22 protein-coding genes are annotated in these 24579 nt (G+C 70.9%); 9 read left to right on the top strand and 13 right to left on the bottom strand.

The features are described 5' to 3' along the window. The first annotated feature begins 163 nt into the window (after positions 1 to 163). Positions 164 to 751, top strand: coding sequence for a cupin (locus KZX17_RS04405; protein WP_248170536.1), 588 nt, complete (start codon positions 164 to 166; stop codon positions 749 to 751). Between the two features lie 34 nt (positions 752 to 785). Continuing rightward, on the top strand, positions 786 to 1784 hold the full coding sequence (locus KZX17_RS04400) for an adenosine deaminase (protein ID WP_248170537.1): 999 nt from the start codon (positions 786 to 788) through the stop codon (positions 1782 to 1784). A gap of 1 nt (position 1785) precedes the next feature. Here KZX17_RS04400 and KZX17_RS04395 read toward each other — a convergent pair whose 3' ends face one another. The 7 genes from KZX17_RS04395 to KZX17_RS04365 form a co-directional block, all read right to left on the bottom strand. Then, positions 1786 to 2238, bottom strand: a complete 453-nt coding sequence (locus tag KZX17_RS04395; RefSeq protein WP_248170539.1) for an MSMEG_6728 family protein — start codon at positions 2236 to 2238, stop codon at positions 1786 to 1788. Position 2239: 1 nt separating this feature from the next. Then, positions 2240 to 2614: a DUF2256 and DUF3253 domain-containing protein gene (locus tag KZX17_RS04390; RefSeq protein WP_248170541.1), complete on the bottom strand. Its 375-nt coding sequence runs from the start codon at positions 2612 to 2614 to the stop codon at positions 2240 to 2242. Between the two features lie 56 nt (positions 2615 to 2670). Beyond that, the gene (locus tag KZX17_RS04385; protein WP_248170542.1) at positions 2671 to 3468 is read right to left on the bottom strand and encodes a DNA-formamidopyrimidine glycosylase family protein; all 798 of its coding nucleotides are present in this window, start codon (positions 3466 to 3468) and stop codon (positions 2671 to 2673) included. Between the two features lie 302 nt (positions 3469 to 3770). Beyond that, entirely contained in the window at positions 3771 to 5477 is a 1707-nt protein-coding gene (locus tag KZX17_RS04380; protein WP_374107900.1) for a glycoside hydrolase family 13 protein, read from the bottom strand. Between the two features lie 27 nt (positions 5478 to 5504). Then, complete coding sequence (locus tag KZX17_RS04375; protein WP_248170543.1) at positions 5505 to 6425, bottom strand: carbohydrate ABC transporter permease; 921 nt, start codon at positions 6423 to 6425, stop codon at positions 5505 to 5507. Beyond that, positions 6425 to 7348: a carbohydrate ABC transporter permease gene (locus KZX17_RS04370; RefSeq protein ID WP_248170544.1), complete on the bottom strand. Its 924-nt coding sequence runs from the start codon at positions 7346 to 7348 to the stop codon at positions 6425 to 6427. Before KZX17_RS04370 ends, KZX17_RS04375 begins: the two co-directional genes overlap by 1 nt. Beyond that, complete coding sequence (locus KZX17_RS04365; RefSeq protein ID WP_248170545.1) at positions 7345 to 8649, bottom strand: ABC transporter substrate-binding protein; 1305 nt, start codon at positions 8647 to 8649, stop codon at positions 7345 to 7347. The genes KZX17_RS04370 and KZX17_RS04365 overlap by 4 nt, the downstream gene beginning before the upstream one ends. Positions 8650 to 8772: 123 nt before the next feature. On the opposite strand from KZX17_RS04365, the gene KZX17_RS04360 reads away from it, so the two are divergent. Further along, positions 8773 to 9972 carry an ROK family protein gene (locus tag KZX17_RS04360; RefSeq protein WP_248170547.1) on the top strand — a complete coding sequence of 400 codons (1200 nt, stop codon included), beginning with the start codon at positions 8773 to 8775 and terminating at the stop codon, positions 9970 to 9972. 33 nt (positions 9973 to 10005) lie between these two features. On the opposite strand, the gene KZX17_RS04355 is transcribed toward KZX17_RS04360, so the two are convergent. Then, positions 10006 to 10998 (bottom strand): alpha/beta fold hydrolase, encoded by a 993-nt coding sequence (locus KZX17_RS04355; protein WP_248170549.1) that lies wholly within the window; start codon positions 10996 to 10998, stop codon positions 10006 to 10008. 92 nt (positions 10999 to 11090) lie between these two features. Here KZX17_RS04355 and KZX17_RS04350 point away from each other — a divergent pair, with 92 nt between their 5' ends. Beyond that, complete coding sequence (locus KZX17_RS04350; protein ID WP_248170551.1) at positions 11091 to 12641, top strand: cryptochrome/photolyase family protein; 1551 nt, start codon at positions 11091 to 11093, stop codon at positions 12639 to 12641. A 14-nt stretch (positions 12642 to 12655) separates the two neighbouring features. Further along, on the top strand, positions 12656 to 13393 hold the full coding sequence (locus tag KZX17_RS04345) for an SDR family NAD(P)-dependent oxidoreductase (protein ID WP_248170553.1): 738 nt from the start codon (positions 12656 to 12658) through the stop codon (positions 13391 to 13393). A gap of 1 nt (position 13394) precedes the next feature. Here KZX17_RS04345 and KZX17_RS04340 read toward each other — a convergent pair whose 3' ends face one another. Genes KZX17_RS04340 through KZX17_RS04325 form a run of 4 tightly spaced genes read right to left on the bottom strand, consistent with a single transcriptional unit; the run spans position 13395 to position 16594 of the window. Further along, positions 13395 to 13823: an SRPBCC family protein gene (locus tag KZX17_RS04340; RefSeq protein ID WP_248170555.1), complete on the bottom strand. Its 429-nt coding sequence runs from the start codon at positions 13821 to 13823 to the stop codon at positions 13395 to 13397. Next, complete coding sequence (locus KZX17_RS04335; RefSeq protein WP_248170557.1) at positions 13823 to 16003, bottom strand: cation-translocating P-type ATPase; 2181 nt, start codon at positions 16001 to 16003, stop codon at positions 13823 to 13825. The genes KZX17_RS04340 and KZX17_RS04335 overlap by 1 nt, the downstream gene beginning before the upstream one ends. Then, positions 16000 to 16281, bottom strand: a complete 282-nt coding sequence (locus KZX17_RS04330; RefSeq protein ID WP_248170559.1) for a heavy-metal-associated domain-containing protein — start codon at positions 16279 to 16281, stop codon at positions 16000 to 16002. The genes KZX17_RS04335 and KZX17_RS04330 overlap by 4 nt, the downstream gene beginning before the upstream one ends. 31 nt (positions 16282 to 16312) lie before the next feature. Beyond that, positions 16313 to 16594 carry a metal-sensitive transcriptional regulator gene (locus KZX17_RS04325; RefSeq protein WP_064002763.1) on the bottom strand — a complete coding sequence of 94 codons (282 nt, stop codon included), beginning with the start codon at positions 16592 to 16594 and terminating at the stop codon, positions 16313 to 16315. A gap of 327 nt (positions 16595 to 16921) precedes the next feature. Between KZX17_RS04325 and KZX17_RS04320 the strand changes: the two genes are divergently transcribed. Both KZX17_RS04320 and KZX17_RS04315 read left to right on the top strand, forming a co-directional pair. Next, positions 16922 to 17803 (top strand): UbiA family prenyltransferase, encoded by an 882-nt coding sequence (locus KZX17_RS04320; protein WP_374107922.1) that lies wholly within the window; start codon positions 16922 to 16924, stop codon positions 17801 to 17803. After that, entirely contained in the window at positions 17800 to 19194 is a 1395-nt protein-coding gene (locus KZX17_RS04315; RefSeq protein WP_248170561.1) for an NAD(P)/FAD-dependent oxidoreductase, read from the top strand. The genes KZX17_RS04320 and KZX17_RS04315 overlap by 4 nt, the downstream gene beginning before the upstream one ends. Positions 19195 to 19233: 39 nt before the next feature. Here the strand turns inward: KZX17_RS04315 and dnaB are convergent, their stop codons facing one another. After that, complete coding sequence (dnaB, locus tag KZX17_RS04310) at positions 19234 to 20604, bottom strand: replicative DNA helicase (RefSeq protein ID WP_248170563.1); 1371 nt, start codon at positions 20602 to 20604, stop codon at positions 19234 to 19236. A gap of 610 nt (positions 20605 to 21214) precedes the next feature. On the opposite strand from dnaB, the gene KZX17_RS04305 reads away from it, so the two are divergent. Next, positions 21215 to 22264 carry a hypothetical protein gene (locus KZX17_RS04305; protein WP_248170564.1) on the top strand — a complete coding sequence of 350 codons (1050 nt, stop codon included), beginning with the start codon at positions 21215 to 21217 and terminating at the stop codon, positions 22262 to 22264. A gap of 110 nt (positions 22265 to 22374) precedes the next feature. Then, positions 22375 to 24348, top strand: coding sequence for an LPXTG cell wall anchor domain-containing protein (locus KZX17_RS04300; protein WP_248191809.1), 1974 nt, complete (start codon positions 22375 to 22377; stop codon positions 24346 to 24348). Positions 24349 to 24579: the final 231 nt, after the last annotated feature.

Raw genomic sequence — 24579 nt, 5'->3', positions numbered from 1 at the left:
TGGGGCGGATGCCGGGGGGCACCGCGCGGATTGCAGTGTGACAGCGTGCGGGCCGGCGCCCCCAATGGGGGTTGCGCAATGTTACGGACGGGCTCGCGCGAGTGGCCCCGCGAGCACCGACGCGCGAGAATCGGCACACGCGACCGCATCCCGAGGAGCCCACGTGACCCTGTTGACCGTCTGGAACGACACCGATCCGTCCACGCCCGTGATCGAGACCGTCGACGCGGAAGAGATCCGCGCCGAGCTCGCGACGCTCGGCGCCCGCTTCTCGCGGTGGGAGGTCAAGGACTTCGCCGCCGACGCGACCCTCGAGCAGGTCCTCGACCTGTACACGTCCGAGGTCGACGAGGTGAAGCAGCGCGAGGGCTACACCCTGGTCGACATCGTCGGCCTGTCCCCCTCGCAGGAGAACTACGACGAGGTGAAGGACGCCTCGCGTCAGCGCTTCCTGTCGGAGCACAAACACGACGACGACGAGGACCGCTTCTTCGCGCGCGGCGCCGGCGTCTTCTACCTGCACGTGAACGAGAAGGTCTACGCCCTCTACTGCGAGGCGGGCGACCTCGTCTCGGTGCCGGCGAACACCACGCACTGGTTCGACATGGGCACGACGCCCGAGTTCACCAGCATCCGCTTCTTCCACGACGACGACGGCTGGGTCGGCCACTTCACCGGAAACCCCATCGCCGAGACGTTCCCGACGTTCGACCAGCTGTCGGCGCGGCGCTCGGAGCTCGCCGCCGCCTGACCCGCCCGGGGTCGGATGCGTACGATGGCTCCCCGTGACGGATCTGCGCACCCTCCCCAAGGCCGAGCTGCACCTGCACATCGAGGGCACGCTCGAGCCCGAGCTGGCGTTCGCCCTCGCTGCGCGGAACGGCGTGACGCTGCCGTTCGCCGACGTCGACGACCTGCGGGGTCGGTACGACTTCGAGGACCTGCAGTCGTTCCTCGACCTCTACTACGCCTGCATGGCGGTGCTGCGCACCGAGCGGGACTTCACCGACCTCGCCGTCGCCTACTTCGAGCAGGCCGCCGCCGACGGCGTGCGTCACGTCGAGATGTTCTTCGACCCGCAGGTCCACGCGACGAACGGCGTGCCGGTCGACGTCGTGATCGACGGGCTGCAGGCCGGCTTCGCGGTCGCGGCCGAGCGCTTCGGGATCACCGGCGGACTCATCGTCTGCATCGTCCGCGACCACCCCGTCGCGTCGGCCGAGGCGCTCATCGAGGCGATCGCGCCCCGCGCGCACGAGCTGCTCGGCATCGGTCTGGACTCCGCCGAGGTCGGCTACCCGCCGTCCCTCTTCGAGGGCGTCTTCCGCCGCGCCGCCGAGCTCGGGCTGCACCGCGTCGCCCATGCCGGCGAGGAGGCGCCCCCGTCGTACGTGTGGGAGGCGCTGCGGCTGCTCGCGGTCGAACGGGTGGACCACGGCATCCGCTCGGTCGACGACCCCGACCTGCTCGCGCATCTCGCCGAGCACCGTGTGCCGCTGACCGTGTGCCCGCTGTCGAACGTCCGCCTGCAGGCGGTGCCCGAGTTGGCCGCGCATCCGCTGCGGCGGCTCGTCGACGCGGGCGTGGTCGCGACGATCAACTCCGACGACCCGTCGTACTTCGGCGGCTACATCGGCGACAACTACGCCGCCGTCGCCTCACTCGGCTTCGACACGGCCGAGCTGGCGCAGCTCGCCGCGAACTCGATCGAGGCGTCGTTCGCGGATGCCGCGCGCAAGGCGGACCTCATCGCGCAGGTGCGGGCGTGGGCGGCATCCGCCTGACTCAGGTCTCGTCCGCCGTCGGCCAGACGTACGGCAGGTCGTCGGGATCGTCGAAGCCCTGCGCGCGGTAGTACTCGAGATCCTTCCGCAGCAGGTTCGAGCGGTGCGAGCGGTGGACGTCCGCGCGGCCGAACCAGGGCGGCATCCGCACCGTCCCCGACCGGTACTCGGCACCGTCCTCGGGGATCTCGTCGAGCGTCGCCAGAGTCGAGGCCCGCGTCGTGTCGGCGAACCCGCGGCGGATCCACTCGTCGACCGTGACGTCCTGATAGACCATGAGCGCGGCGCGGTGCCCGCGCCACATCTTCACCGCGGGATGGTGCCGCCAGCCGTAGTCGGGGATCGTCAGCGCCCGCATGACCTGCAGCGTCTCGACGCGTTGCTTGCCGAGCCGCTTCGTGTCGAGCGCCGCCACGCCGCGGGCGAGGTCGTCGTAGGGGACGAAGGTCTGCACGTCACCGGGCCTTCCGGATGCGGATCGGCCCCTTCGCGGTGGACGGGTCGACGACCTGCCCGCGCTGGGTAATCTCGACCTCGCCGGCCGCGACCAGTCGGCGCGCCGCCCGGCGGGCGGGTTCCATGAGGTCGCGCCACTCCTCGCCGCCCACGGCGCGAGCCGCCTCGGACGGGCAGATCGTGGCCGACGCCGCACGCGCGTCGAGCAGCTCGCGGATCGACGCGGCGAGCTTCTCGTCGACGGGACGGATGCCGCGCTTCCGGCACGCGTCGGAGCAGTACTTCACGTCGTCCCAGGTGTTCTCCCACCTCTTGCGCCACTGGATCTCGCGCCCGCACGAGGCGCACGTCTTGGGTGCAGGGGTGGAAGCCATGCCGTGACGCTACGTCGAGCGGCAGGCAACGGCGAAGGGGTTGCGGTCATGCACCCTCATGGTTCCGGCTGGCACCGCGGACACCACCAGGTGCGACGGCGCTCCGGGTCGTTCGCGACCTCGTCGCGCACGAGGATCCGCGTGCCGCATCGCAGGCACGGCCGCCCGGCGCGGCCGACGACCCAGTGGGACTCGCCCTTCCAGGTCGAACCGGTGGTCACCTGGTACATGCCCGGCACGGTCGCCGAAATCCGCAGCATCCGCGACGCCCTCTCGACGAGCGACTCGAGGTCGACCGACCCGATCGGCGCGAACGGATGCACGCCGGAGAGGAACGCGGTCTCGCCCACCCACAGGTTGCCGAGCCCGGCGAGGTTCCGCTGATCGAGCAGCGCCGCGACGAGGGGCCGCTCGGTTCGTGATGCGAGTCGGCGGACGGCCTCGGCGGCATCCCAGTCGTCCCGCAGCGGATCGGGACCCAGGTACCCGAGCAGCCCTGGCTCGTCCGTCGTCGCGACGAGCTCGACCACCGGCAGGTCGATGCCCCAGAGCGTCGAGCCGTCGTCGAGGCGCATCCGCACGCGCACCCGGTGATCCTCGCGCGAGGGGATGCGACGACCGGGCCGCGTCACGGTCCAGCTGCCCTGCATCCGAAGGTGCGTGTGGAGCGTCTGCCCGCTGTCGAACCGGGTCAGCAGATGCTTGCCGTGCGTGTCGTGCGCGAGGATGCGGACGCCCGCGAGCGGGGCGCCCGCTGCAGCGCCGGAGCGCAGCTCGCCCGCGACGACGCCGTGACCGACGGATGCCGCGGCCAGCCGCTGCCGCAGCCGGAACACGCTGTCGCCCTCCGGCATCCGCTCACCCCCGGCTCAAGCCCCACCTACGCCGGAACACCACCCGCGTGCCGACTCACCATCCATCGTCGCGGATCCGGGTGGCGACTCGGCGACGGAGTGGTGATCCGACCCGGCAGTCGAGTCGTGCGGACCACGGCGGAGAAGCTCGCGCGTGTCAGTTCTCCGGACGATTGCGGCCCGGGCGCTCTCCACACGCCGTGGAGATCGCTTCCATCCGGAGAACGGTCCGCGGCAGGACGACGTGGCGGCCCCCGGGGTCCGCCACCGGTCCCCCGGCAGGTGGCGGACCCCCGCTCCGGTCAGCGCGCGGCGCGCAGCCAGACCGTCGTCGCGCCCGGCAGTCGGCGGCCGTCGAGCTCACCACTCGCGACCAGCACCTCGCCGGAGGCGAATGCGCCGGGCAGGTCGACCGGCTCGTCACCGAAGTTCGTCACGACCGTCCAGCCGTTCGGTCGGGTGAAGGCGAGCACGTCACCGCGCCCGGTGTCGACCCAGGCGAGCTCCTCCGCCGTCTGCAGCTCATGACGCAGGTGCAGCGCGCGACGGTACAGGTTCAGCGTCGACCCGGGGTCCTCCTCCTGCGCCGCGACCGACACCGCCCCGAACCACGACGGCTGCGGCAGGTGGGCGGCACCGTCTCCGAAGCCGAACGACGGGCCGTCCTCGGACCACGGGATCGGCACCCGGCATCCGTCACGTCCGATGTCCTCCCCCGGACTGCGGAAGTAGGTCGGGTCCTGCCGCGCGCCGTCGGGGATGTCCGCCACCTCCTGCAGCCCGAGCTCCTCGCCCTGGTAGACGTACGCCGAACCGGGCAGCCCCAGCACGAACAGGCTCGCCGCACGCGCACGCCGCAGGCCGCCGTCGGCGTCGAGCGCCGGCTCGGTGCCGCCGGAGAGCAGCCACTCGTTGCCGTGCTTGCGCGCGGGGCGGCCCGAGGCATCCCGTGCCGGATGCGGCAGCCCGTAGCGCGTCGCGTGGCGCACGACGTCGTGGTTCGACAGCACCCAGGTGGTCGATGATCCCGACGACGCGGCGAGCGCGAGATTGTCGGCGACGATGCGTCGGAACTGCGACGCCTCGAAGTCGGCCTCGAGGAGGTCGAAGTTGAACGCCTGCCCGAGGCTCTCGGCGCTTGCGTACAGCGGGATGCGAGCGGGCGCGACCCAGGCCTCGGCGACGGCGGTGCGGGGAGGGTCGTACGAGTTGAAGACCGCCCGCCACTCGGCGTAGACCTCGTGCACGTCGTCGCGGTCGATCATCGGATGCCGCCCGTCCAGCGGCATCGCATCGAGCTCGGCCTGCGTCGGCAGCGCCTCGGGCAGATCCTTCGTCAGCATGTGCGCGACGTCGATGCGGAATCCGTCGACGCCCCGGTCGGACCAGAAGCGGAGCGTCCGCACGAAGTCGGCGCGCACCTCGGGGTTCGACCAGTCGAGGTCCGGCTGCTCGACGGCGAAGTTGTGGAAGTACCACTGGCCGTCGCCGACCGGCTCCCAGGCCGGCCCGCCGAACACGGACTGCCAGTCCGCCGGCGGCTCCTCGCCGTTCTCGCCCTTCCCGTCGCGGAAGATGTACCGCGCCCGCGCCCCCGAGCCGCGCTCGGAAGCGAGGGCCTCCTGGAACCACGCGTGCTGGTCGGACGTGTGGTTCGGCACGATGTCGATGACGACCTTGATCCCCGCCCCGTGCAGCGCCGCGATCAGCGCGTCGGCGTCGGCGAGCGTCCCCAGGCGGGGGTCGACGTCGCGGTAGTCCGCAACGTCGTACCCGCCGTCGGCGAGCTCCGACGGGTAGAACGGGCTCATCCACACCGCGTCGACGCCGAGTTCCGTCAGGTAGGGCACCCGCGAGCGGATGCCGCGCAGGTCGCCGATGCCGTCACCGTCGGCATCCGCGAAGCTGCGCGGATACACCTGGTAGACGACCGCCTGGCGCCACCACTCGGGCAGCTCGGCGTCGGTGAGGTCGGCGGTCTCGGGTGCGGTCTGCACGTCGGAGGTCACGGTGTCCTTTCGGGGTTCGGTGGTCGGTCAGCCCTTGACGGCGCCCTGCGTCACGCCCTCCATCACCCAGCGCTGGGTGAAGAGGTACGCGAGGATCGCGGGGGCCATGGCCATGAGGTACGACGCGAAGGCGACGTTGTAGTTGTTGCTGAACTGCGTCTGGAACAGGTTCTGCCGCACGGGCAGGGTCTGCATCGACGGGTCGGAGATGATCAGCGAAGGGAGCATGAAGTCGTTCCACGCGTAGAGGAAGGCGAAGATGCCGACCGTCGCGCTCATCGGCGCGAGCAGCGGGAAGATCAGCTTCCAGAACGTCTGCCACGTCGATGCGCCGTCGATGCGGGCGCTCTCCTCGAGCTCGATCGGGATCGAGCGCAGGAACGCGGTGAACAGCAGGACGCTGAAGCTGAGCTGGAACATCGTCGCCAGCAGGATCACCCCGAACGGGTTGTCGAGCCCGAGCCGGCCGGTCAGCTGGATCTGCGGCAGCGCGACCACGGGGAACGGGATGAACATCGCCGCGAGCAGGTAGAAGAACGAGTAGCGGAAGAGCTTCCGGTCCCAGTTGCGGACGATCGCGTAGGACGCGAAAGCGGCCAGGATGATCGTCGCGACGACGGTGCCGGCGGTGACGAGGAACGAGATCGCGGCGCCGACGGGGAACTGCGTCAGGTTCCACGCCTGCACGAACCCGTCGAAGCTGATCGGGGCCGGCAGCGAGAACGCGTTGCCGTCGACGGCCTGCCCCGTGGTCTTCAGCGACATCGAAATGGTGACGTACAGCGGCAGGAGGACGGTGATCGCGCAGAGGAAGAGGATGACGGTGGTGGACCAGCTGGGCCGTTCGGCGATCGCTCGGCGCCGGCGGCGCGGGGCATCGGCGGGGCGGTTCGTCGCGGTGACGGCGTCGGCCTGTTCGAAGGCGAGCGCGGGCTGTGTGGTGGACATCAGACTCGGTTCCTTCCGCGCGTGAGCGAGAGTTGGAGGAGGGAGATCACGACGGCGACGATGAAGAAGATCGTCGCGTTGGCCATCTGGTAGGCGTAGTCGCCACCGTTGAAGCCGGCGATGATCGTCATCGCGACGCTGCGGGTGGCGGTGCCGGGGCCGCCGTTCGTGAGGCCGACGATGATGTCGTACGCGTTCAGGAATCCCTTGAACCCGAGGATCACGTTGATGACGACGTAGCCCGCGACGAGCGGCACCGTGATGCGCAGCAGCTGCTGCCGCTTCGAGGCGCCGTCGAGGTCCGCCGCCTCGTACACATCGCCCGGCACCGAGAGCAGGCCGGCGATGTAGATGAGGAGCGTCCCGGGGATCGCCTGCCACGCCGTGACGATGACGATGGCGACCCACGCGAGGTCGGGGTTCGCCAGCAGGCTCTCCTGCAGCCACGGCACGCCGAGCGCCGAGCCCGCCGACGGCAGCGAGTTCGAGAACAGGAAGTTGAAGACGTAGGCGATGATGATGCCCGAGATGACCATGGGGATCACGAAGATCGTGCGGAGGCCCGTCTTGAAGCGGATGCGGGCGGTCAGCCCGACGGCGAGCAGGAACGCCGCGATGTTGACGACGATCACGGTCGCGATCGCGAAGCCGGCCGTGAAGAGGTAGCTCTGCAGGATCGCCGGGTCGCTGAAGAGGGCGATGTAGTTGGTGAACCCGATGAAGTTCCACTCCCCCAGCCCGATCGAGTCGGTGAGGCTGAAGAAGATGCCGATGACGCCCGGGACGGTGATCGCCAGGGTGAAGAGCACGACGGTCGGGAGCAGGAACAGGTAGTAGATCGGCTCGACTCGTGTGCTCTTGCGGCGGGCGGTGCGGTCGCCCGCCGTCAAGAGGGTCGTCGTCGCCCCGGTGGTGACGGTCATCGCGTTGCCTCCTCGGCGTCATCGGTGAGGACGGGCTGACGGAACGCGAGCCGCGACCAGTCGTTGTCCAGGGTGGCGAAGGTCCGCGCGGGGTCCTGGCCGAAGACCATCGCCTGCGCGTAGCTGAAGACCGGGATGGTCTTGGGGACGAGGACCGACGGCCCCTGGTAGATGCGGCCTTCGTCGTAGAAGGTCTGCATGCCCTCGATGCGCGGATCATCGGGCGGAGCGGCATCCGTCGTCGGGGCGAACCCGAGCTGCGACTGGTTGTACGCCTCGATGATCTCGGGCCGGTACAGGTACTCGAGGAAGTCGCGGGCCGCGTCCTTCTTCGTGGAGGCGTCGGGGATCATCGCCGCGAGGTCCATGTTCACGCGGATCGCCCGGTCGTCCGGGTCGTCGGTCATCGGCAACGGGAACGTCCCGAGGGGCGCATCCGGGGCGGTCTTCGCGATCTCGCTGAACGCCCACGGCCCCTGCAGGTACATCGCCGCCTCGCCGTTGCCGAAGTCGAGGTTGCCGTCGCCGTAGCCGCGGCTGTCGGCGTCGTCGTTCGTGTAGTCGCTCGCCAGCTGCAGCACCTTCTCGAGGGGACCGGTGAAGTCCTTCTCGAACGAGACGTCGGACGAGGCGTCGACGTCGGTCCCTTCGGCGGCGAGCCCGTCGAAGAAGTCGATCACGTCGATCGAGCCCCCGACGGCGTAGTCGTACCAGCCCTGCGCCACCGTCCAGTCGTCCTTGAACGTGCCGTAGAACGGCGTGACGCCGGCGGCCTCGAGCGCGTCGCAGACCTCGATCAGCTCGTCCCAGGTCGTCGGGACCTCGAGGCCGGTCTCCTCGAAGATCTGCGTGTTGTAGATGACGGACGAGGCCATCACGGAGTACGGCAGGGCGCTGGTGCGACCCTCGCAGTTGCCGTACTGCTCCATGAGCGGCTGCAGGTCCTCGCGCACGGTCGCCGCGGCATCCGTGTCGCCGATGTCGCTGAGCGCGCACCGCTGCACGAAGCGGGCGACCTCGTAGTTGTAGTTGGCGAGCATGATGTCGGGCGGGTTGCCGCGGACGAAGCTCGCCGAGACGACGTCGACACCCGAGGTGTCCATCTCGACGGTGACGTCGTCCTGCGAGGCGTTGTACTGCTGCACGACGTCCTGCATGAAGGGCAGGGCCTCGCGCTTGCTGAAGGTGAAGCGGAGCGTCTCTCGGCCGTCCGCGGAGCAGCCCGCCAGCAGCGCGCCGCCGAGAGCGGCGACGGTCAGCGCGGCGGCGAGGCGCCGGGCCCGTGAGCGTGTGGGTGTCATGTGATTCCGATCGCGTCGTTGCGGACGAAGGTGGTGCCAGCGTGATCGAGCGAATATATTTAGTCGCCAAATCAATGTGATGCAGGCAATATTGCAGGGCGCAACCCGAAAGGTCAAGACTCGATGTCGACGCTCGTCACCACCCCGGCCCGGCCGGCCAGTCAGGACGCCGTCCTGGCGTTCGCGTGGCAGACGCTCGAGTTCACCGCGACCGACGCGATGAGCGCCACCGGCGTGACGCGGTCGACCGCGATCGAGGCGACGGACGCCCTCGTCGCACGCGGGCTGCTGCGGGAACTGCCCAACGCCCGCCTCGCCGGCGACTACCGCAAGGGCCGGCCCGCCCGGCGCTTCGCCCTGCGCGAGGACGCTGCGGTCGTCGTCGGGATCGACGCGGGCCACCAGCACGTCTCGGTGGCGGTGGCGGACCTCCGCGGACGACGGATCGCGGATGCCGACGCCCGCCTCGCGCTCGACCGGGACGACGCGCCCGCCCGCGCAGCGGTCGTCGTCGCCGCCGTCGACCGGGCACTGACCTCAGCCGGACGATCCCGCGCCGACGTGCTGGCGGTGTGCGCCGGCGTCCCCGCACCGGTCGATCGGAGCGGGCGATCGCCGCAGCATCCCACCCGCTTCTGGGAACGGATGAACCCCGACCTGGCAGACGTCCTGGCGTGGGCGCCGATCGTGCGGATCGAGAACGACGCGTCGCTGGCCGCGGTCGCGGAGGGGTCGGTCGGTGCCGCGATCGGATGCCACGACTACATCGCGCTGCTCGCGGGCTCGCGCCTCGGGGCGGGCGTCGTCGTCGACGGGCACCTGCTGCGGGGACGTCACGGCGGGGTCGGCGAGATGGTCGCGTTCGATCACGTCGACGGCGTGCGAGGCGCGGACGGTCTCGGGTCGCGGGTCGCGGCCTGGGCGGCGGACCTCGCGCGCTCGGGCGACGCGACGGCCGGCTTCCGAGCGATGACGCCCGACGACCTCGACGCGCGGACGGTGCTGGCGATGGCCGCGCGCGGCGACGCCGACGCGCTGCGCATCGTCGACCGCGTCGGCATGGCCCTCGCCCGCATCGTCAGCGTCCTGGGCAGCATGTTCGACCCCGAGCGGGTGGTCGTCTCCGGTGCGATCGCCGACGGCGTCGACGAGGTCGTCGCCGCCGCGCGCCGCTACCTGCCCACGGACCTCGACCTGCCGGCGCCCGAGCTCGTCGCCTCGACCCTCGGCGGCGAGGTGGTCGTCACCGGTGCTGTCTCCGCGGCGGTGGCGGCGGCCGGCGAGCGCGTGCTCGACGTGTGGGCGGACCGCGCGGCAGGGTGACCCGGGGGCGCCCGGCTCGGCAGGTCGAGCGCGTCAGCGCGCTTCGCGCCGCGGGTCCTCGCCCGAGCGCGAGTACGCGCGCCACAGGATGCGGGCGTGCCGTTCCTTGGCCCGCTCGACGCCCGCCTCGTCGCCGCGCGCGGCGCAGTACCACTCGGCGAACCGCTCCCGCATCGCGCTGAGCACGACGTCGAGCCCCGCGTGCGGCGGGGGCGGGACGACCGCCTTCTCGGCCGGCATCCGTCCCTTCGGTGCGAGCGAATCGTTCGCGTGCTTGACGATGAGATCGGCCGCGCCGACGGCGTGGGCGTTGATGATCGAGTGGGCCGCACCCCGGATCTCCCAGCGTCGCGCGCGCCGCGCAGCCCCGACGAGCCGGGAGTGGAAGCGGCGCGGCGAGGTCGCGTCGAACTCGCCGCGGATGAGCAGCACGGATGCGTCGACGAGCGGCAGCCGCTCGATCAGCCGGTACCGCAGCAGGTGCGGCAGGACCTGGACGAAGTAGACGAACCCGCAGAGGACGTAGGCCGACAGCGCGGTCATCGCGAGGTGGAACGTCTCGCGGGTGGCCGACTGCGCGAAGCGGAGCGCGACGATCGGCAGCGACGACTCCTGATCGTTGACGACGGGACTCACGAGCACTGCGTGACGCAGCTGCGGGCGACGGACGAGCACCTCGGTCACGACCTGCGTGCCCATGGAATGGCCGATGACCACAGGGTCATCGAGGCCGTAATGGTCGAGCACCTCTTCGACCCGGTCGGCGAAGAACTCGGCCGTCGGCTGGTCGCCGGGGCGGGGCATCCCCGCGAAGCCCGGCAGATCGAGGGCGAAGACGTCGCCGTGCTCGGCGAGCGAGGGCGCGAGGAACTCGAAGTACGTCGCGGCGACGCCGACGCCCGCGACGAGGACGAACGGGCGGCCGCCGTCCCCGGCGGTGGTCTCGACGCGCGTCACGCGGGTGCGGCGGTGACCGTCGCCGACGTGCTCGACGTCGACGTCGGGGGCGTCCTCGGTCGCAGGCATGCCCCCAGGATGCCGTCTCGACGCGGGCTAGCGCGAACCGGCCACGCGCACAACCCGTGGGGGTCCTCCGATGACGTTCTTACGCTGGCGCCATGCTGCGACACCTCGTCATCGTGCTGGGCGATCAGCTCGATCACGAGTCGAGCGCGTTCGACGACTTCGATCCGGACCGCGACGCGGTGTGGATGGCCGAGGTGACCGGTGAGTCCGAACACGTCTGGAGCAGCAAGCAGCGGACCGCCGTCTTCCTCGCCGCCATGCGCCACTTCGCCGCGGAGCTGACGGATGCCGGGCGTCCCCTCCACTACGCGAAGCTCGACGGTCGGGCGACGAAGGACTCCCTCGCCGCGCAACTGGCGGCGGACGTGAAGAAGCTCGCACCCGAGGCGCTCATCGTCACCGAGCCCGGCGAGTGGCGCGTGCGCGAGGCCGTGCGCGAGACGGCCGAGGATGCCGGCATCCCCCTCGACATCCGCGAGGACCGCCACTTCTTCTGCACCGTCGCCGAGTTCGCCGAGCACGCCGCGGGGCGGACGTCGCTGCGGATGGAGTACTTCTACCGCGAGATGCGTCAGCGGCACGGAGTGCTGATGACGACCCGCGGGACGCCCCTCGGCGGACAGTGGAACTACGACGCCGACAATCGCGGCTCGTTCCCGAAGGAGGGACCGGGACTCGTCCCGCCGCGCGCGAGGTTCGAGCCCGACGACATCACCCGCGACGTGCTCGCGCTCGTCGAGCGGCGCTTCGGCGACCACCCTGGCTCGCTCGAGACGTTCGCGTGGCCGGTGACCCGCGCGCAGGCGCTCGAGTCGCTGGACCTCTTCATCGAGGAGCGGCTGCCGGGATTCGGCGAGACGCAGGATGCGATGTGGCCCGGTGAGCCCTGGCTCTGGCACGCGCACCTCTCGTCGTCGATGAACCTCAAGATGCTCACGCCGCGCGAGGTCGTGGCGGCCGCCGAGGCGGCCTACCGTGCGAAGAAGGCGCCGATCGCGGCCGTCGAGGGCTTCGTCCGCCAGATCCTGGGGTGGCGGGAGTACGTCCGCGGGATCTACTGGACGCAGATGCCGGGATACCTCGAGCGCAACGCGTTCGAGGCGTTCGAGCCGCTGCCGGACTGGTACTGGACCGGCGACGTCCCGATGGCGTGCCTGAAGGACGCGATCGACACCACCTTCGAGAACGGGTACGCGCACCACATCCAGCGCCTCATGGTCACCGGCCTCTACGCGATGCTGCTCGGGGTCGACCCGAAGGAGGTGCACGCCTGGTACCTCGCGGTCTACGTCGACGCGGTCGAATGGGCGGAGCTGCCCAACACCCTCGGCATGAGCCAGTACGCCGACGGCGGCCTGATGGGCAGCAAGCCCTATGCCGCGACGGGCAAGTACATCCAGCGGATGAGTCCGTACTGCCGGATGTGCCCGTTCGACCCCGCGAAGCGCGTCGGTGAGGACGCCTGTCCGTTCACCACTCTGTACTGGGACTACCTCATCCGCCACGAGGAGCCCCTCGCCGCCAACCACCGCATGGCGCTGCAGGTGAAGAACGTGTCGCGCCTCGACGACGACGAGATCACCGGCATCCGTGAGCGCGCCGACGCGCTCCGGCGCGGCGACATCGCGGTTCCGCACACCTGAGCAAGGAGAGCATCATGACCTCGACCGACATCGCCCTCGTGACCGGCGCCCGTGGCGGTGTCGGAAGCGCCCTCGTCGCACGGCTGCGGGCGCGCGGTCTGCGCGTCGCCGCGGTGGGGCGGGATGCCGCATCCCTCGCCTCCGTCGATGCGGACGCGCACATCGAAGCCGACGTGACGACGCCCGAGGGTGCCGCCGCGGCGCTCGAGGGCTGCCGGTCCGAGCTGGGTGACGCACCGGCGTGGCTCGCGCACGCGGTCGGTAGCACGCTCATCACCCCGCTGCATCGGACGAAGGCCGACGCCGCGCGCGACATCCTGCGCGTCAACCTCGAGAGCAGCATTTGGATCCTGCAGGCGTGGATCGAGGCGATCGGCAAGGAGCCGGGCGCCGCCGTCTTCGCGAGCTCGGTGGTTGCGCGGATCGGTGTGGCGAACCACGAGGCGATCGCCGCCGCGAAGGGCGGGGTCGAGGCGCTCGTGCGCAGCGCCGCCGCGACGTATGCGAGCCGCGGCATCCGGGTCAACGCGGTCGCCCCCGGCATGACCGACACGCCGCTGACGGCCGGGATGCTGAAAGCGCCGATGCTGCGCGAGGGCGCCGAGAAGCAGTATCCCCTCGGCGGTGTGCAGTCCGCAGACGAGGTCGCAGCCGTCATGGACTGGCTGCTGTCGACGGATGCCTCGCGCGTCACCGGGCAGATCATCCCCGTCGACGGCGGGTTCACCGCGGTGCGGCCGCTCGTGAAGTAGGTCAGCGCTCTTCGAGCATCCGCTTCGCCCGCCCGAGCGACGACGCGAGCGTCGAGCGGATCGACTCGGCGATCATCGGCTCGGCGAGTCGCATCATCCCGGTGGGCTCCGCGTCGATGCGGACGGCCACCAGCGTGCCCCCGCCCGCGTCGGCGAACTGCAGATCCGAGCTGGTCGCCATGATCCCGCTCGTGCTGGTGACCGCCATCCGCGAGCCGGTCTCGTACGCGGTGACGCGCCAGTCGAAGTCGACTTCGCGTCCCATCGCCCGCATCCGTGTGTGCAGGGTGGACCCGACACCGACCGGGGGCGGTGAGGTGAGCTCCTCCGAGATGACCGACTCGTCCCAGCGGGCGCGACCCTCGGTGAAGAAGTCGAACACCTCGTCCACCCGGCGGTCGATGCGGACGGACTCGGTGACGGTGAACATCACCTCACCGTAGGGCGGAATCCGCGCAGCCGCAGGCTGTTCGTCACCACGAACACCGACGACAGCGCCATGGCCGCGGCGGCGACGAGCGGGTTCAGCAGCGCCGCCATCGCGAGCGGGATGGCGGCGACGTTGTAGGCGAAGGCCCAGAACAGGTTGCCCTTGATGATCCCGAGGGTCCGCCGCGACAGGCGCACCGCGTCGACGACGACCATCGGATCCCCGGAGACGACGGTGATGTCGGATGCCGCGATCGCCGCATCCGTCCCGCCACCCATCGCGATGCCGAGGTCGGCGGCGGCGAGCGCTGCGGCGTCGTTGACGCCGTCGCCCACCATCGCGACGACGCGGCCATCCGCCTGCAGTCGGCGGATCGCGTCGAGCTTTCCCGCGGGTGTGACGCCGGCCTCGACCCGCTCGACGCCGACGGCGGCGGCGACGCCTCGAGCCGCCGACTCGGTGTCGCCCGTCAGCAGGATCGGCTCGAGACCGAGCTCACGCAACCGCGCGATCGCCGCGCTGCTCGACGGCTTCACCGTGTCGGCGACGACGATCGCGCCGAGGTAGTCGCCGTTCCGCGCGACGGCCACGACCGTTCCGTCCGGCAGGTCGGCGGGCATCGCGACGGCCCACTCCTCGGCGAGCCACGAAGGCCGACCGGCGACCACGGCCGCGCCGTCGACGACGCCCTGCACACCGAACCCGGCGTGCGACTGGAACGACTCGACACTCCCCGGAGCCGACGCCGCGACGATCGCGCGGGCGACGGGGTGCTCCGACCCCGATTCGACGGCGGCGGCGACCGCCAACAGCGCATCGCGGTCGACGCCTGGCGCCGGGCGGACGTCGGTGACGCTCATGCGTCCCGTGGTGACCGTGCCGGTCTTGTCGAGCACGATCGTGTCGACCGTGCGGGTCTGCTCGAGTACCTGCGGACCGCGGATGAGGATGCCGAGCTGCGACCCGCGCCCGGTGCCGACCAGCAGAGCGGTCGGGGTGGCGAGGCCGAGGGCGCAGGGGCAGGCGATGATGAGGGTCGCGACGGCCGCGGTGAAGGCGAGCTCCCACGGGGCACCCGCGAGGCTCCAGCCGACGAGGGCGGCGATCGCGAGCACGATGACGACGGGCACGAAGATGCCCGAGACGCGGTCGGCGAGACGCTGCACCTGCGCCTTGCCGGTCTGCGCCTCTTCCATGAGCCGCCGCATCCGCGCGAGCTCGGTGTCGGCGCCGACGCGGGTGATCTCGACCTCGAGTCGACCGCCGACATTGACCGTCGCGCCGACGACGCGGGACCCTTCCACGACCTCCACGGGCATGGACTCGCCGGTCAGCATGCTCGCATCCACGCTGCTCATCCCCGACACGACGAGCCCGTCCGAGGGGATCTTCTCCCCGGAGCGCACGACGACCGTGTCGCCGACGACGAGCTGGGCGACCGGCACCCGGACCTCCACGCCGTCCTGCAGCTTCGCGGCATCCGTCGCCCCGAGTTCGAGCAGCGCGCGCATCGCCTCGGACGACGCCCGCTTCGCGCGGGCCTCGATGTAGCGGCCCGCGAGGATGAACACCGTCACCAGCGCGGCGACTTCGAGGTAGATCTCGTGTCCGCCCGACCGGGGCGCGCCGACGAGCGTGAACGTCATGGTCATGCCGGGCATGCCCGCTCCGCCGAAGAAGAGCGCGTACAGCGACCAGCCGAACGCGGCGACGACGCCCAGGCTGATGAGCGTGTCCATCGTCGCGGCGCCGTGTCGGAGGTTGATCGCGGCGGCGCGGTGGAACGGCCAGGCGCCCCAGACCGCGACGGGCGCGGTGAGGGTGAGCGCGAGCCACTGCCAGTACTCGAACTGCAGGGCTGGAACCATCGAGAGCACCGCGACCGGCAGGGCGAGGGCCGCGCTGATGATGAGGCGATCACGCAGCGGGCGGGTCTCGTCGGCATCCGCATCGTCGACGGCGACCTCGGGCGCTGGGACGGCAGCTCCGTAGCCGGCCGCCTCGACCGTCGCGATGAGCCGGTCGGTGTCGACATCGCTCGACCGGACGCGCGCCTTCTCGGTCGCGTAGTTGACGGATGCCTCGACGCCGGGGAGCTTGTTCAGCTTGCGCTCGATCCGGGTGGCGCACGACGCGCAGGTCATCCCCGAGATGTCGAGCTCGACGTCGGTGGTGCTCATGCGTGCACCCGGGTGTATCCGGCCTCCTCGACGGCGGCGGTCATGGCGTCGTCGTCGACAGGAGTCGCGCTGTGCACGGTGACCCGCGACGCGCCGCCCTTCACGAGCTCGACCGAGACGGCCTCGACGCCGTCGACCTCGGAGAGCTCCTCCTTCACGCTCGCGACGCAGTGCCCGCAGGTCATGCCGGTCACGAGGATGTCCACGTTGACGGCGGATGCGGGGGCCTGCGCTGACGCGGAGACGTCGGTGAGTCCGAGCTGGATGCGTTCGGTCATGTCATTCCTCCGGGTTCGGGGGTTGTCGGGTTCAGGAGCGGACGAGACGCGCGATCGCGTCGTTCGCCTCGCGGATCTTGTCGGCGGCGACCTGGCCGCCCTCGGCGCTGGCTTCGGCGACGCAGTGGCTGAGGTGGTCGGCGAGCAGCGACAGCGCGACGGTCTCGAGGGCCTTCGTCGCGGCCGAGACCTGCGTGAGGATGTCGATGCAGTACTTGTCCTCGTCGACCATGCGCGCGATGCCGCGCACCTGCCCCTCGACGCGGCGCAGCCGCTTCTGCAGATCATCCTTGTTGGCGTCGTACCCGTTCATGCTGGATACGGTACCCCCCTAGGGTATGCGCGTCAAGCGGCGGGCTTGTTGCTCGCGGGCCTCCGGGTTCGAGGGACGCATCCTGTCGCGCCGACCCGGCTGATGCGGCCATTCGCGTCCCCCGAACGCCGGCATCCCCCGCTCCGGGGACCCGATCTGCCGCTGGTTCGGCACGTGGGCGACAACTCGCGTCCCCTGAGCCGATCGCCCGCCACCCCTGACCCGCCGAACCGACCGGCGCAAGGGCGAAACCGCAGGCATCCACCCTGCTTACAATCGCGGGACAGGGTCGATGTCCGCACCGTCCCCCGTCCGAGGAGCCCCGCCATCGATCATCACCGCGCACCGACGTCCTCCGTGCGATCGGTCGTGGGCCGGCTGGTCCACATCTCGCGTCCGGTCCTCTGGATCAACACGATCGGCACGGGCGTGCTGGGGATGTGGCTGACGGGTCAGCTGTTGGATGCCGCGGCGATCCCGCTGCTGCTCTGGCTCACCCTGCCGTTCAACCTGCTGATCTACGGCGTGAACGACATCTTCGATCAGGAGACCGACGCGCTCAATCCGCGGAAGGGCTCCATCGAGGGTGCCCGCATCGAGCCGCGCGAGGTGCGGCTCATCGTGTGGGCGGTCGCGATCACGAACGTCCCGTTCCTGGTGTGGTTCGCGATCGCCTACCCGCCGGCGGCGAACGCGCTGATCCTGCTCTACACGGCGGTGTTCGTCTTCTACTCCGCCCCGCCGCTGCGCTTCAAGCAGCACCCGTTCGTCGACTCCCTCAGCAACGCCGCGTACGGCCTGCCCCTGCTCATCGTGCCGGTCGCGCTCGGGGCGCCGCCGCTCTGGCCCGCCGTCATCGGCCTGCTCGCGTGGAGCGTCGCCAAGCACGCCTACGACGCGGTGCAGGACATCGACGAGGACCGCGAGGCGGGCATCCTGACCACCCCGGTGCTGCTCGGCCCCCGGGGGACGGCGGTGTGGAGCGGCGTCTGGTGGCTCGCCTCCACCGCGCTGTTCGCCCTCGTCAGCATCCCGGTCGCGGCGCTCAACCTCCTCATCGCAGGGGTCCTCGTCGGATGGATGCTGCTGCGCCCCACCCCCGCCACCGGCCGCCGCCTGTACCCCCTGTCGATCGCGTTCCCGTACGTCGCCGGGTCGCTGGCGAGCGGACTGCAACTGGCGAAAATGTTCTTCGAGGCGTACGGATGAGCCGGATCGTGGTGGTCGGCGCAGGGCTCGGCGGGCTCGCGGCATCCGCGCTGCTCGCCCAGGCCGGGCACGAGGTGACCCTGCTCGAGCGGGCATCGACCGTTGGGGGCAAGAGCCGCCGGCTCGACGTGGACGGCGAGCGCATCGATTCGGGGCCGTCGCTCGTGACCTTCCCCGGTGTCTGGGACGAGTTGCGACGGCGACTCGGCGCTGCCGGCGACGCAGGCGAGATCGAGTTGGAGCGGCTCCCCGAAGTGGGGCGCTATCACTTCGACGGCGAGGAGGTCACGCTCCCCGTCCCGCCGGACCACCGGTGGTACCCGGCGTGGAAGCGGTTCAGCGACCTGCACGCCCCGCTCGCCGGCGACGTGACCTCGCTCCTGGTCGCCGACCCGCTCGACCGTCGCTCGTTGCCGGCGCTGCGCCGGCTGCTCGCCGTCTACGGCGCACGGCTCAGCACGCGCGCCTACCTCGACGGTCTCACCTGGATGCCCGACGGCCTGCGCGAGATCATCGCGATCCACACGCTGAACGCCGGCGTCTCGCCGTCGCAGACGCCGGCCCTGTACGCCAGCATGCCGGCCGTCATGGCCGAGTCCGGCGTCTGGGTGCCGCGCGGCGGCGTGTACGAGATCCCGCTCGCGCTGGCACGCATGGCGGATGCCGCCGGTGTCGACATCCGCACGGGCGAAGCCGTCACGCGCATCGAGCGCGGGCGGGTCACGACGGCGGGCGGATCGTTCGCGGCGGACCTCGTCGTCACCGCACTCGACGCCGATCGCGTGGCGGAGCTGCGGGGGCGGCGGCCTCGCCCGGCGCGCGCGCTGTCGTGCTCGGCGGTCGCGATCTACGGTGCGCTGCGCGAGTCGTTGCCTGCGCACATCGCGGCGCACAGCGTCATCCTGCCCACGAAGCCCGAGGCGCTGTTCCGCAGCCTCGCCGCGGGTGACGAGCCCGCCGACACGATGGCATTCGTGAACCTGTACCGTGCGGGTGAGACCTACCCGAACCGGCGCAGCACGGTCGCGGTGCTGCTGACCGCCCCGGCCGACGGGTCGGACTACAGCCTCGAGCACCCCTTCGTCCGGCGCGAGGTCGACCGCATCTCGCGGGCGATGGGTCTCGACGGATCGATCACCGAGCTGATGACGGATGCCGCGGTGCTCGACCCGCGCTACTTCGGCAGCTTCGGCGAGCCGCACGGAGCGCTGTACGGCGCGGCCCGGCCCCTCTGGATGAGCGGTCCGTTCCACCGCCCCGCGCATCACGATCCGCGGACGCCGTGGCTCTGGCGCGTCGGCGCATCGGTGCACCCGGGCGGCGGCATCCCCGCGGTGCTCGGCGGCGCGATGATCGTCACGTCGAAGCTGCTCGCGCGGCATCCCGCGTGAGCTGTCGCAGCCGGCCTGTCGGTGCGGACGCCGGTGGGCTCAGTCCATCCCCACGGCCATGTCGGTGAAGCGCGAGAAGTGCCCCTGGAAGGCGACGACGACCGTGTCGGTCGGGCCGTTTCGGTGCTTGGCGACGATCAGGTCGGCTTCGCCTGCGCGGGGGCTGTCCTTCTCATAGGCGGCCTCACGGTGCAGGAGGATGACGATGTCGGCATCCTGCTCGATCGAGCCCGATTCACGCAGGTCGCTGATGGCGGGCTTCTTGTCGGCGCGCTGCTCGGCGCCACGGTTCAGCTGCGACAGAGCGATGACGGGAACCTGCAGCTCCTTCGCCAGCAGCTTGAGGGCCCGCGAGAACTCCGAGACCTCCTGCTGGCGCGACTCGACGCGCTTGCCGCTCGTCATGAGCTGCAGGTAGTCGATGACGACCATCTCGAGGCCCACGCGCTGCTTCAGCTTGCGGCACTTCGCGCGGATCTCGACGAGCGTCATGTTCGGGCTGTCGTCGATGTACAGGGGCGCGTCATTGATCCGCCCGCGGGTCGAGGCGATCGTCGTCCAGTCGCGGCTGTCGAGCATGCCCTTGCGCATGCTCTGCAGCGGGACCGCACCCTCGGCGCTCATGAGACGCATCGCGATCTCACTGCGTCCCATCTCGAGCGAGAAGAAGACGGTGGGGCGGTTGTGCTTGATGGCGGCCGCGCGGGCGAAGTCGAGCGCGAGCGTCGACTTACCCATGGCGGGACGCGCGGCCACGACGACCATCTGTCCGCCGTGCAGGCCGTTGGTGAGCTGGTCGAGGGCGGCGAAGCCGGTGGGGATGCCGGTCATCTGACCGTCGCGACCTCGCGCCGCCTCGATCTCCTCGACCGCGGCATCGACCGCGACCTGCAGCGGGACGTAGTCCTCGGACTGCTCCGCACCCGTGACCGAGTAGATCTCGGCCTGCGCGTTGTTCACGAGGTCGAGCGCCTCGCCTTGGCCGTTGTAGCCCATCTGCACGATGCGCGTACCGGCTTCGACGAGACGTCGGAGCAGCGCCCGCTCGCGCACGATCGACGCGTAGTAGGCCGCATTCGCCGCCGTCGGGACGATGGAGGTGAGGGAGTGCAGGTAATCGGCCCCGCCCGCACGTTGCAGATCGCCCGTCTTGATGAGTTCGTCGGTGACGGCGACGACGTCGGTCGGTTCACCGTGCGAGTACAGGGAGAGCACCGCTTCGAAGATGAGCTCGTGCTTCGGCACGTAGAAGTCCGTGCCGCGGAGTGCTTCGATGACGTCGGCGACCGCGTCGCCCGACAGCAGCATTCCACCGAGGGTGCTCTGCTCGGCGAGCATGTCGTGCGGCGGAGTTCGCTCCGGACCCCGGGATCCGCCGAGGCGGTCGTCAGACAGGTCCGCGATCGACATCCATGCCCCTCTTCCGGGCCCGCTGGAAGGCCCTCGCACACGCTAGGCAGGGGGTCCGACACACGCAAACCAGCCTGTGGATAACCCTGGGGACAACGTGCGGGAAACGCCGCACGCCCTGTGTAGAGGACCTGTGGACAATCGCGTGATATCGGCACACGTACCCTTTCGGAAACCCGCTTGACCTGGGATTCTCTTTCCCACAGGTTGTGGATGGAAACGTGCTTCAACGGCTACTTGAAGGTTGGCGGGTTATCCCCACCCATGGGCATCGACGCACGTTTGTCAAATGAGAGTTGCGGGCCGTCGAGCGCTGCCGGTGAGGGTAAGAATCTTCTCGACGAAGGCCTTTACAAATTCACAGCAGTTCCCTAAATTGTGTGGTCCAGGCACCCCGCAGACGCGGCCCATCGTGGCGTGCGTCCCGATGATCCATCGTGGGAGGTGACCTGTGCACTCGACGCTCCGAACGCTCAGCCGTTTCGTTCTCCTCGCGCTGTGCGGGGTCGCTTTCGCCCTCGTCTGGATGGTGCTGAGCGCGGCTGCCACGTTCGCCTCGGCCCATGCGAGCGATGACGGATCAGATCGCCGCGGGGTGTTGGCGGGTGTCGTGACGCTTGTCGGAGACACGGTGGGTGACGTGGGCGACAAGGTCGTCGCGCCGGTCACCGACGCTGTGACCACGCCCGTGCGTCAGGTGACCGAGAAGGTTGCGGCGCCGGTCGAGAAGGTCGCAGCGCCGGTCGTCGAGAAGGTCGCAGCGCCGGTCGAGAACGTCGCGGCGCCGGTGGCGGAGAAGGTTGTCGCACCCGTCGCCGAGAAGGTCGCGAAGCCGGTCGTGAGCGCTGTCAGTGAGCCCGTCCGCGCCGTCACGAAGCCCGTCACCGACACCATCGTGAAGCCGATCGCCGACAGTGTCGTCGCGCCGGTCGCCGAGACTGTCCTCCAGCCGGTCGTCGAGACGGTGAAGCCGGTCGCGACGCCCGTGGTCAGCGCCGTCATCCCTGTCGTCGACGGCGTCGTCTCGGTCGTCGAACCCGTCGCGGAGGCAGTGTCGCCCGTCGTCGCGCCCGTGACCGATGCGGTCGCTCCCATCCTCGCGCCGGTGACCGACACGGTGACTCCTGTGGTCTCGCCGGTGACCGACGCGGTGACGCCGATCGTCGCCCCCGTCACCGACGCGGTGGCGCCGATCGGTGGCGGCGGTGCGCCCGCCGTGCCGGGGACCCCCGGCATCCCTCCCATTCCCGTCGGCGGCGGTGGCCTCGGTCTGCCGGCGCTGGGTTCGGAGCCGGATGCTGCGGCGCAGTCCGTGAGCGAGGCGGTGGCGGCCGTGCTGGATCGTGCGGTGACCGCGGCCCCGCTGCTCGAAGCCACGGTCATGACGCTGGTGCGCACCGCCAGCAGCCTCCCCGTTCTCGAGGCGCTGCCCGTCTTCGCCCTCGAACGTTCCGCCGACCCTGGCGCGGTGCCGCCTCTGAGCGCGGCCCCCGCCGGGTCGGCCAGCATCACTTCTTCCGCAGGAGGGACAGCCGGCGTGCTCGCCGTGCTCTCGTTCGGATTCCTCGTCGCGCACCGTGCCTGGGTGCGGCGAGGCGGTCCCGGCGATGAGAACGGCCTCCCGGCCCCCACCTTCGACACCGACGTCTCTCCCGACTGACGGACCCGGGCCGCGCTTCGATCGCGGCACGAGTCGCACGCCCCGCGTGCAGGCGCACCAGCGCCATCCTCAGTCCACTTCCAATCCTTTGGAGAGATGCAATGAATGCCATGTTGTCGCGCGCCCTGCTGGGCACGCTCGTGGCGGGGGGCATCACGCTCTTCGGCGCGGCGGCCGCTCAGGCCGCAGAATCCACCACGTCAGGCGAGGACGGGTTGCTCTCGGGCACCCAGGCGATCCTGAACGTCGACATCCCGGTCACGATCGACGACACCGCGGTGTCTGTGCTCGGCGACTCGTCCACCGGCTCGACCGACGAGGCGACGACCTCGACGCCGGCGAGCCAGCCCGCAGCCGCCACGACCGACGGCTCCGACGGGGTCGGCTCCGGCACACAGGTCGTCGCCCCCGTGACGGCACCGGTGACGGTGAAGGACACTGCGGTGTCGGTCGTCGGCGACAGCTCGAGCGCGAGCTCGACGCCTGCCGCAGCCCCGGCAGCGCCGGTCGCGAAGCCGGCGCCGTCGACCGACGGAACCGACGGCGCCGCCTCCGGAACCCAGGTCGTCGCGCCCGTGACCGCGCCTGTCACCGTGGAGGACACCGCGGTGTCGGTCGTGGGTGACAGCTCCACCGAGGGATCGGATGCCGCTGCTCCCGCCGCCCCGTCCTCGTCCACGTCGTCGGCTACCACCGACGGTGCGGATGGTGTCGGCTCGGGCACCCAGGTCGTCGCCCCTGTCACCGTGCCCGTGACGGTCGGCGGTGTGGCGATCTCCGTGATCGGCGACAGCTCGACGACGGGCTCGTCGTCGTCGGACGCCACCCCGGTCACCACGCCGGCGGTCGGGCCGTCGACGAGCGGTTCGGACAGCATCCTCTCGGGCACGCAGCTGATCGCCCCGATCTCGATTCCGGTGACCATCGGCGACACCGCGATCTCGGTCATCGGCGACAGCTCGACCGAGAACACCGGAACCACCCCGACCACGGCACCCGCCACCGGCTCGACCGGCGCCCCGTCCACCGACGGAACCGACGGCATCGGCTCCGGCACCCAGGTCGTCGCCCCCATCACCCTCCCGGTGACCATCGGCGACACCGCTGTCTCCGTGATCGGCGACAGCTCGACCGAGAACACCGGAACCACCCCGACCACGGCACCCGCCACCGGCTCGACCGGCGCCCCGTCCACCGACGGAACCGACGGCATCGGCTCCGGCACCCAGGTCGTCGCCCCCATCACCCTCCCGGTGACCATCGGCGACACCGCTGTCTCCGTGATCGGCGACAGCTCGACCGAGAACACCGGAACCACCCCGACCACGGCACCCGCCACCGGCTCGACCGGCGCCCCGTCCACCGACGGAACCGACGGCATCGGCTCCGGCACCCAGGTCGTCGCCCCCATCACCGCCCCGGTGACCGTGGACGACACCGCGATCTCGGTGATCGGCGACAGCTCCGTGATCGGGGGAGGCGCGACCGCGGCGCCCGGCGGGGGGACCGTCGGTTCTCCCTCGACCTCGGGTGAGGACGGGATCGGGAGCGGGACGCAGATCCTCCTGCCGATCGGGATCCCCATCACCGTGGGCGACACGGCCGTCTCGGTCATCGGCGACAGCACGGTGACCAACCCGGGCACGACCCCGACCACCCCGACCACCCCGGTCGACCCCACGGACCCGACGGACCCGACCACCCCGGTCGCCCCGACGGACCCCACCACCCCGGTCGACCCGACGGATCCGACGGACCCGACCACGCCGGTCGACCCGACGGACCCGACCACCCCGGTCGACCCCACGGACCCGACCACCCCGGTCGACCCCACGGACCCGACCACCCCGGTCGACCCGACGGACCCCGCCGCCCCGGCGACCCCGGGTGACACCCCCGGGATGGGTACCGACGACCAGATCCCCGGCACCGCCGGCACCCCGATGGCTCCCCAAGCCACCGCGGGTGAGACGCCTCGGGCCCTCGCGCAGACGGGCGGCACCTCCGCCACCTGGCTGCCCCTGGCTGCAGCGGGGCTGATCGCCGCGGGAGCACTGCTCGCGCTGCGCCGCCGCACCGCCTGATCTGATCACCTGCCCGGCGAATGCCGCGGGTCCTGACCCCGCGGCATCCGTCGGCACCCGTGCACGATTGCAATGGATTCCCGCCGACACGCCGCGTCCGGGCCCCACCGATCGGCGTGTCGCCCGGGATCCATCGCAATCACGCACACCCGCCGGACCCCACCGGCACCCCGCCGGACCCCACCGGCACCCCGGTCCCCAGCCGGGAACGACGGATGCCGCGGACCCGAC

It is taken from the genome of Microbacterium sp. EYE_78, assembly GCF_023149035.1.
Taxonomy (GTDB): Bacteria; Actinomycetota; Actinomycetes; order Actinomycetales; family Microbacteriaceae; genus Microbacterium.
The sequence above is the reverse complement of the archived record's forward strand: the minus strand, read 5'-3'. Positions and strand labels throughout refer to the sequence as shown.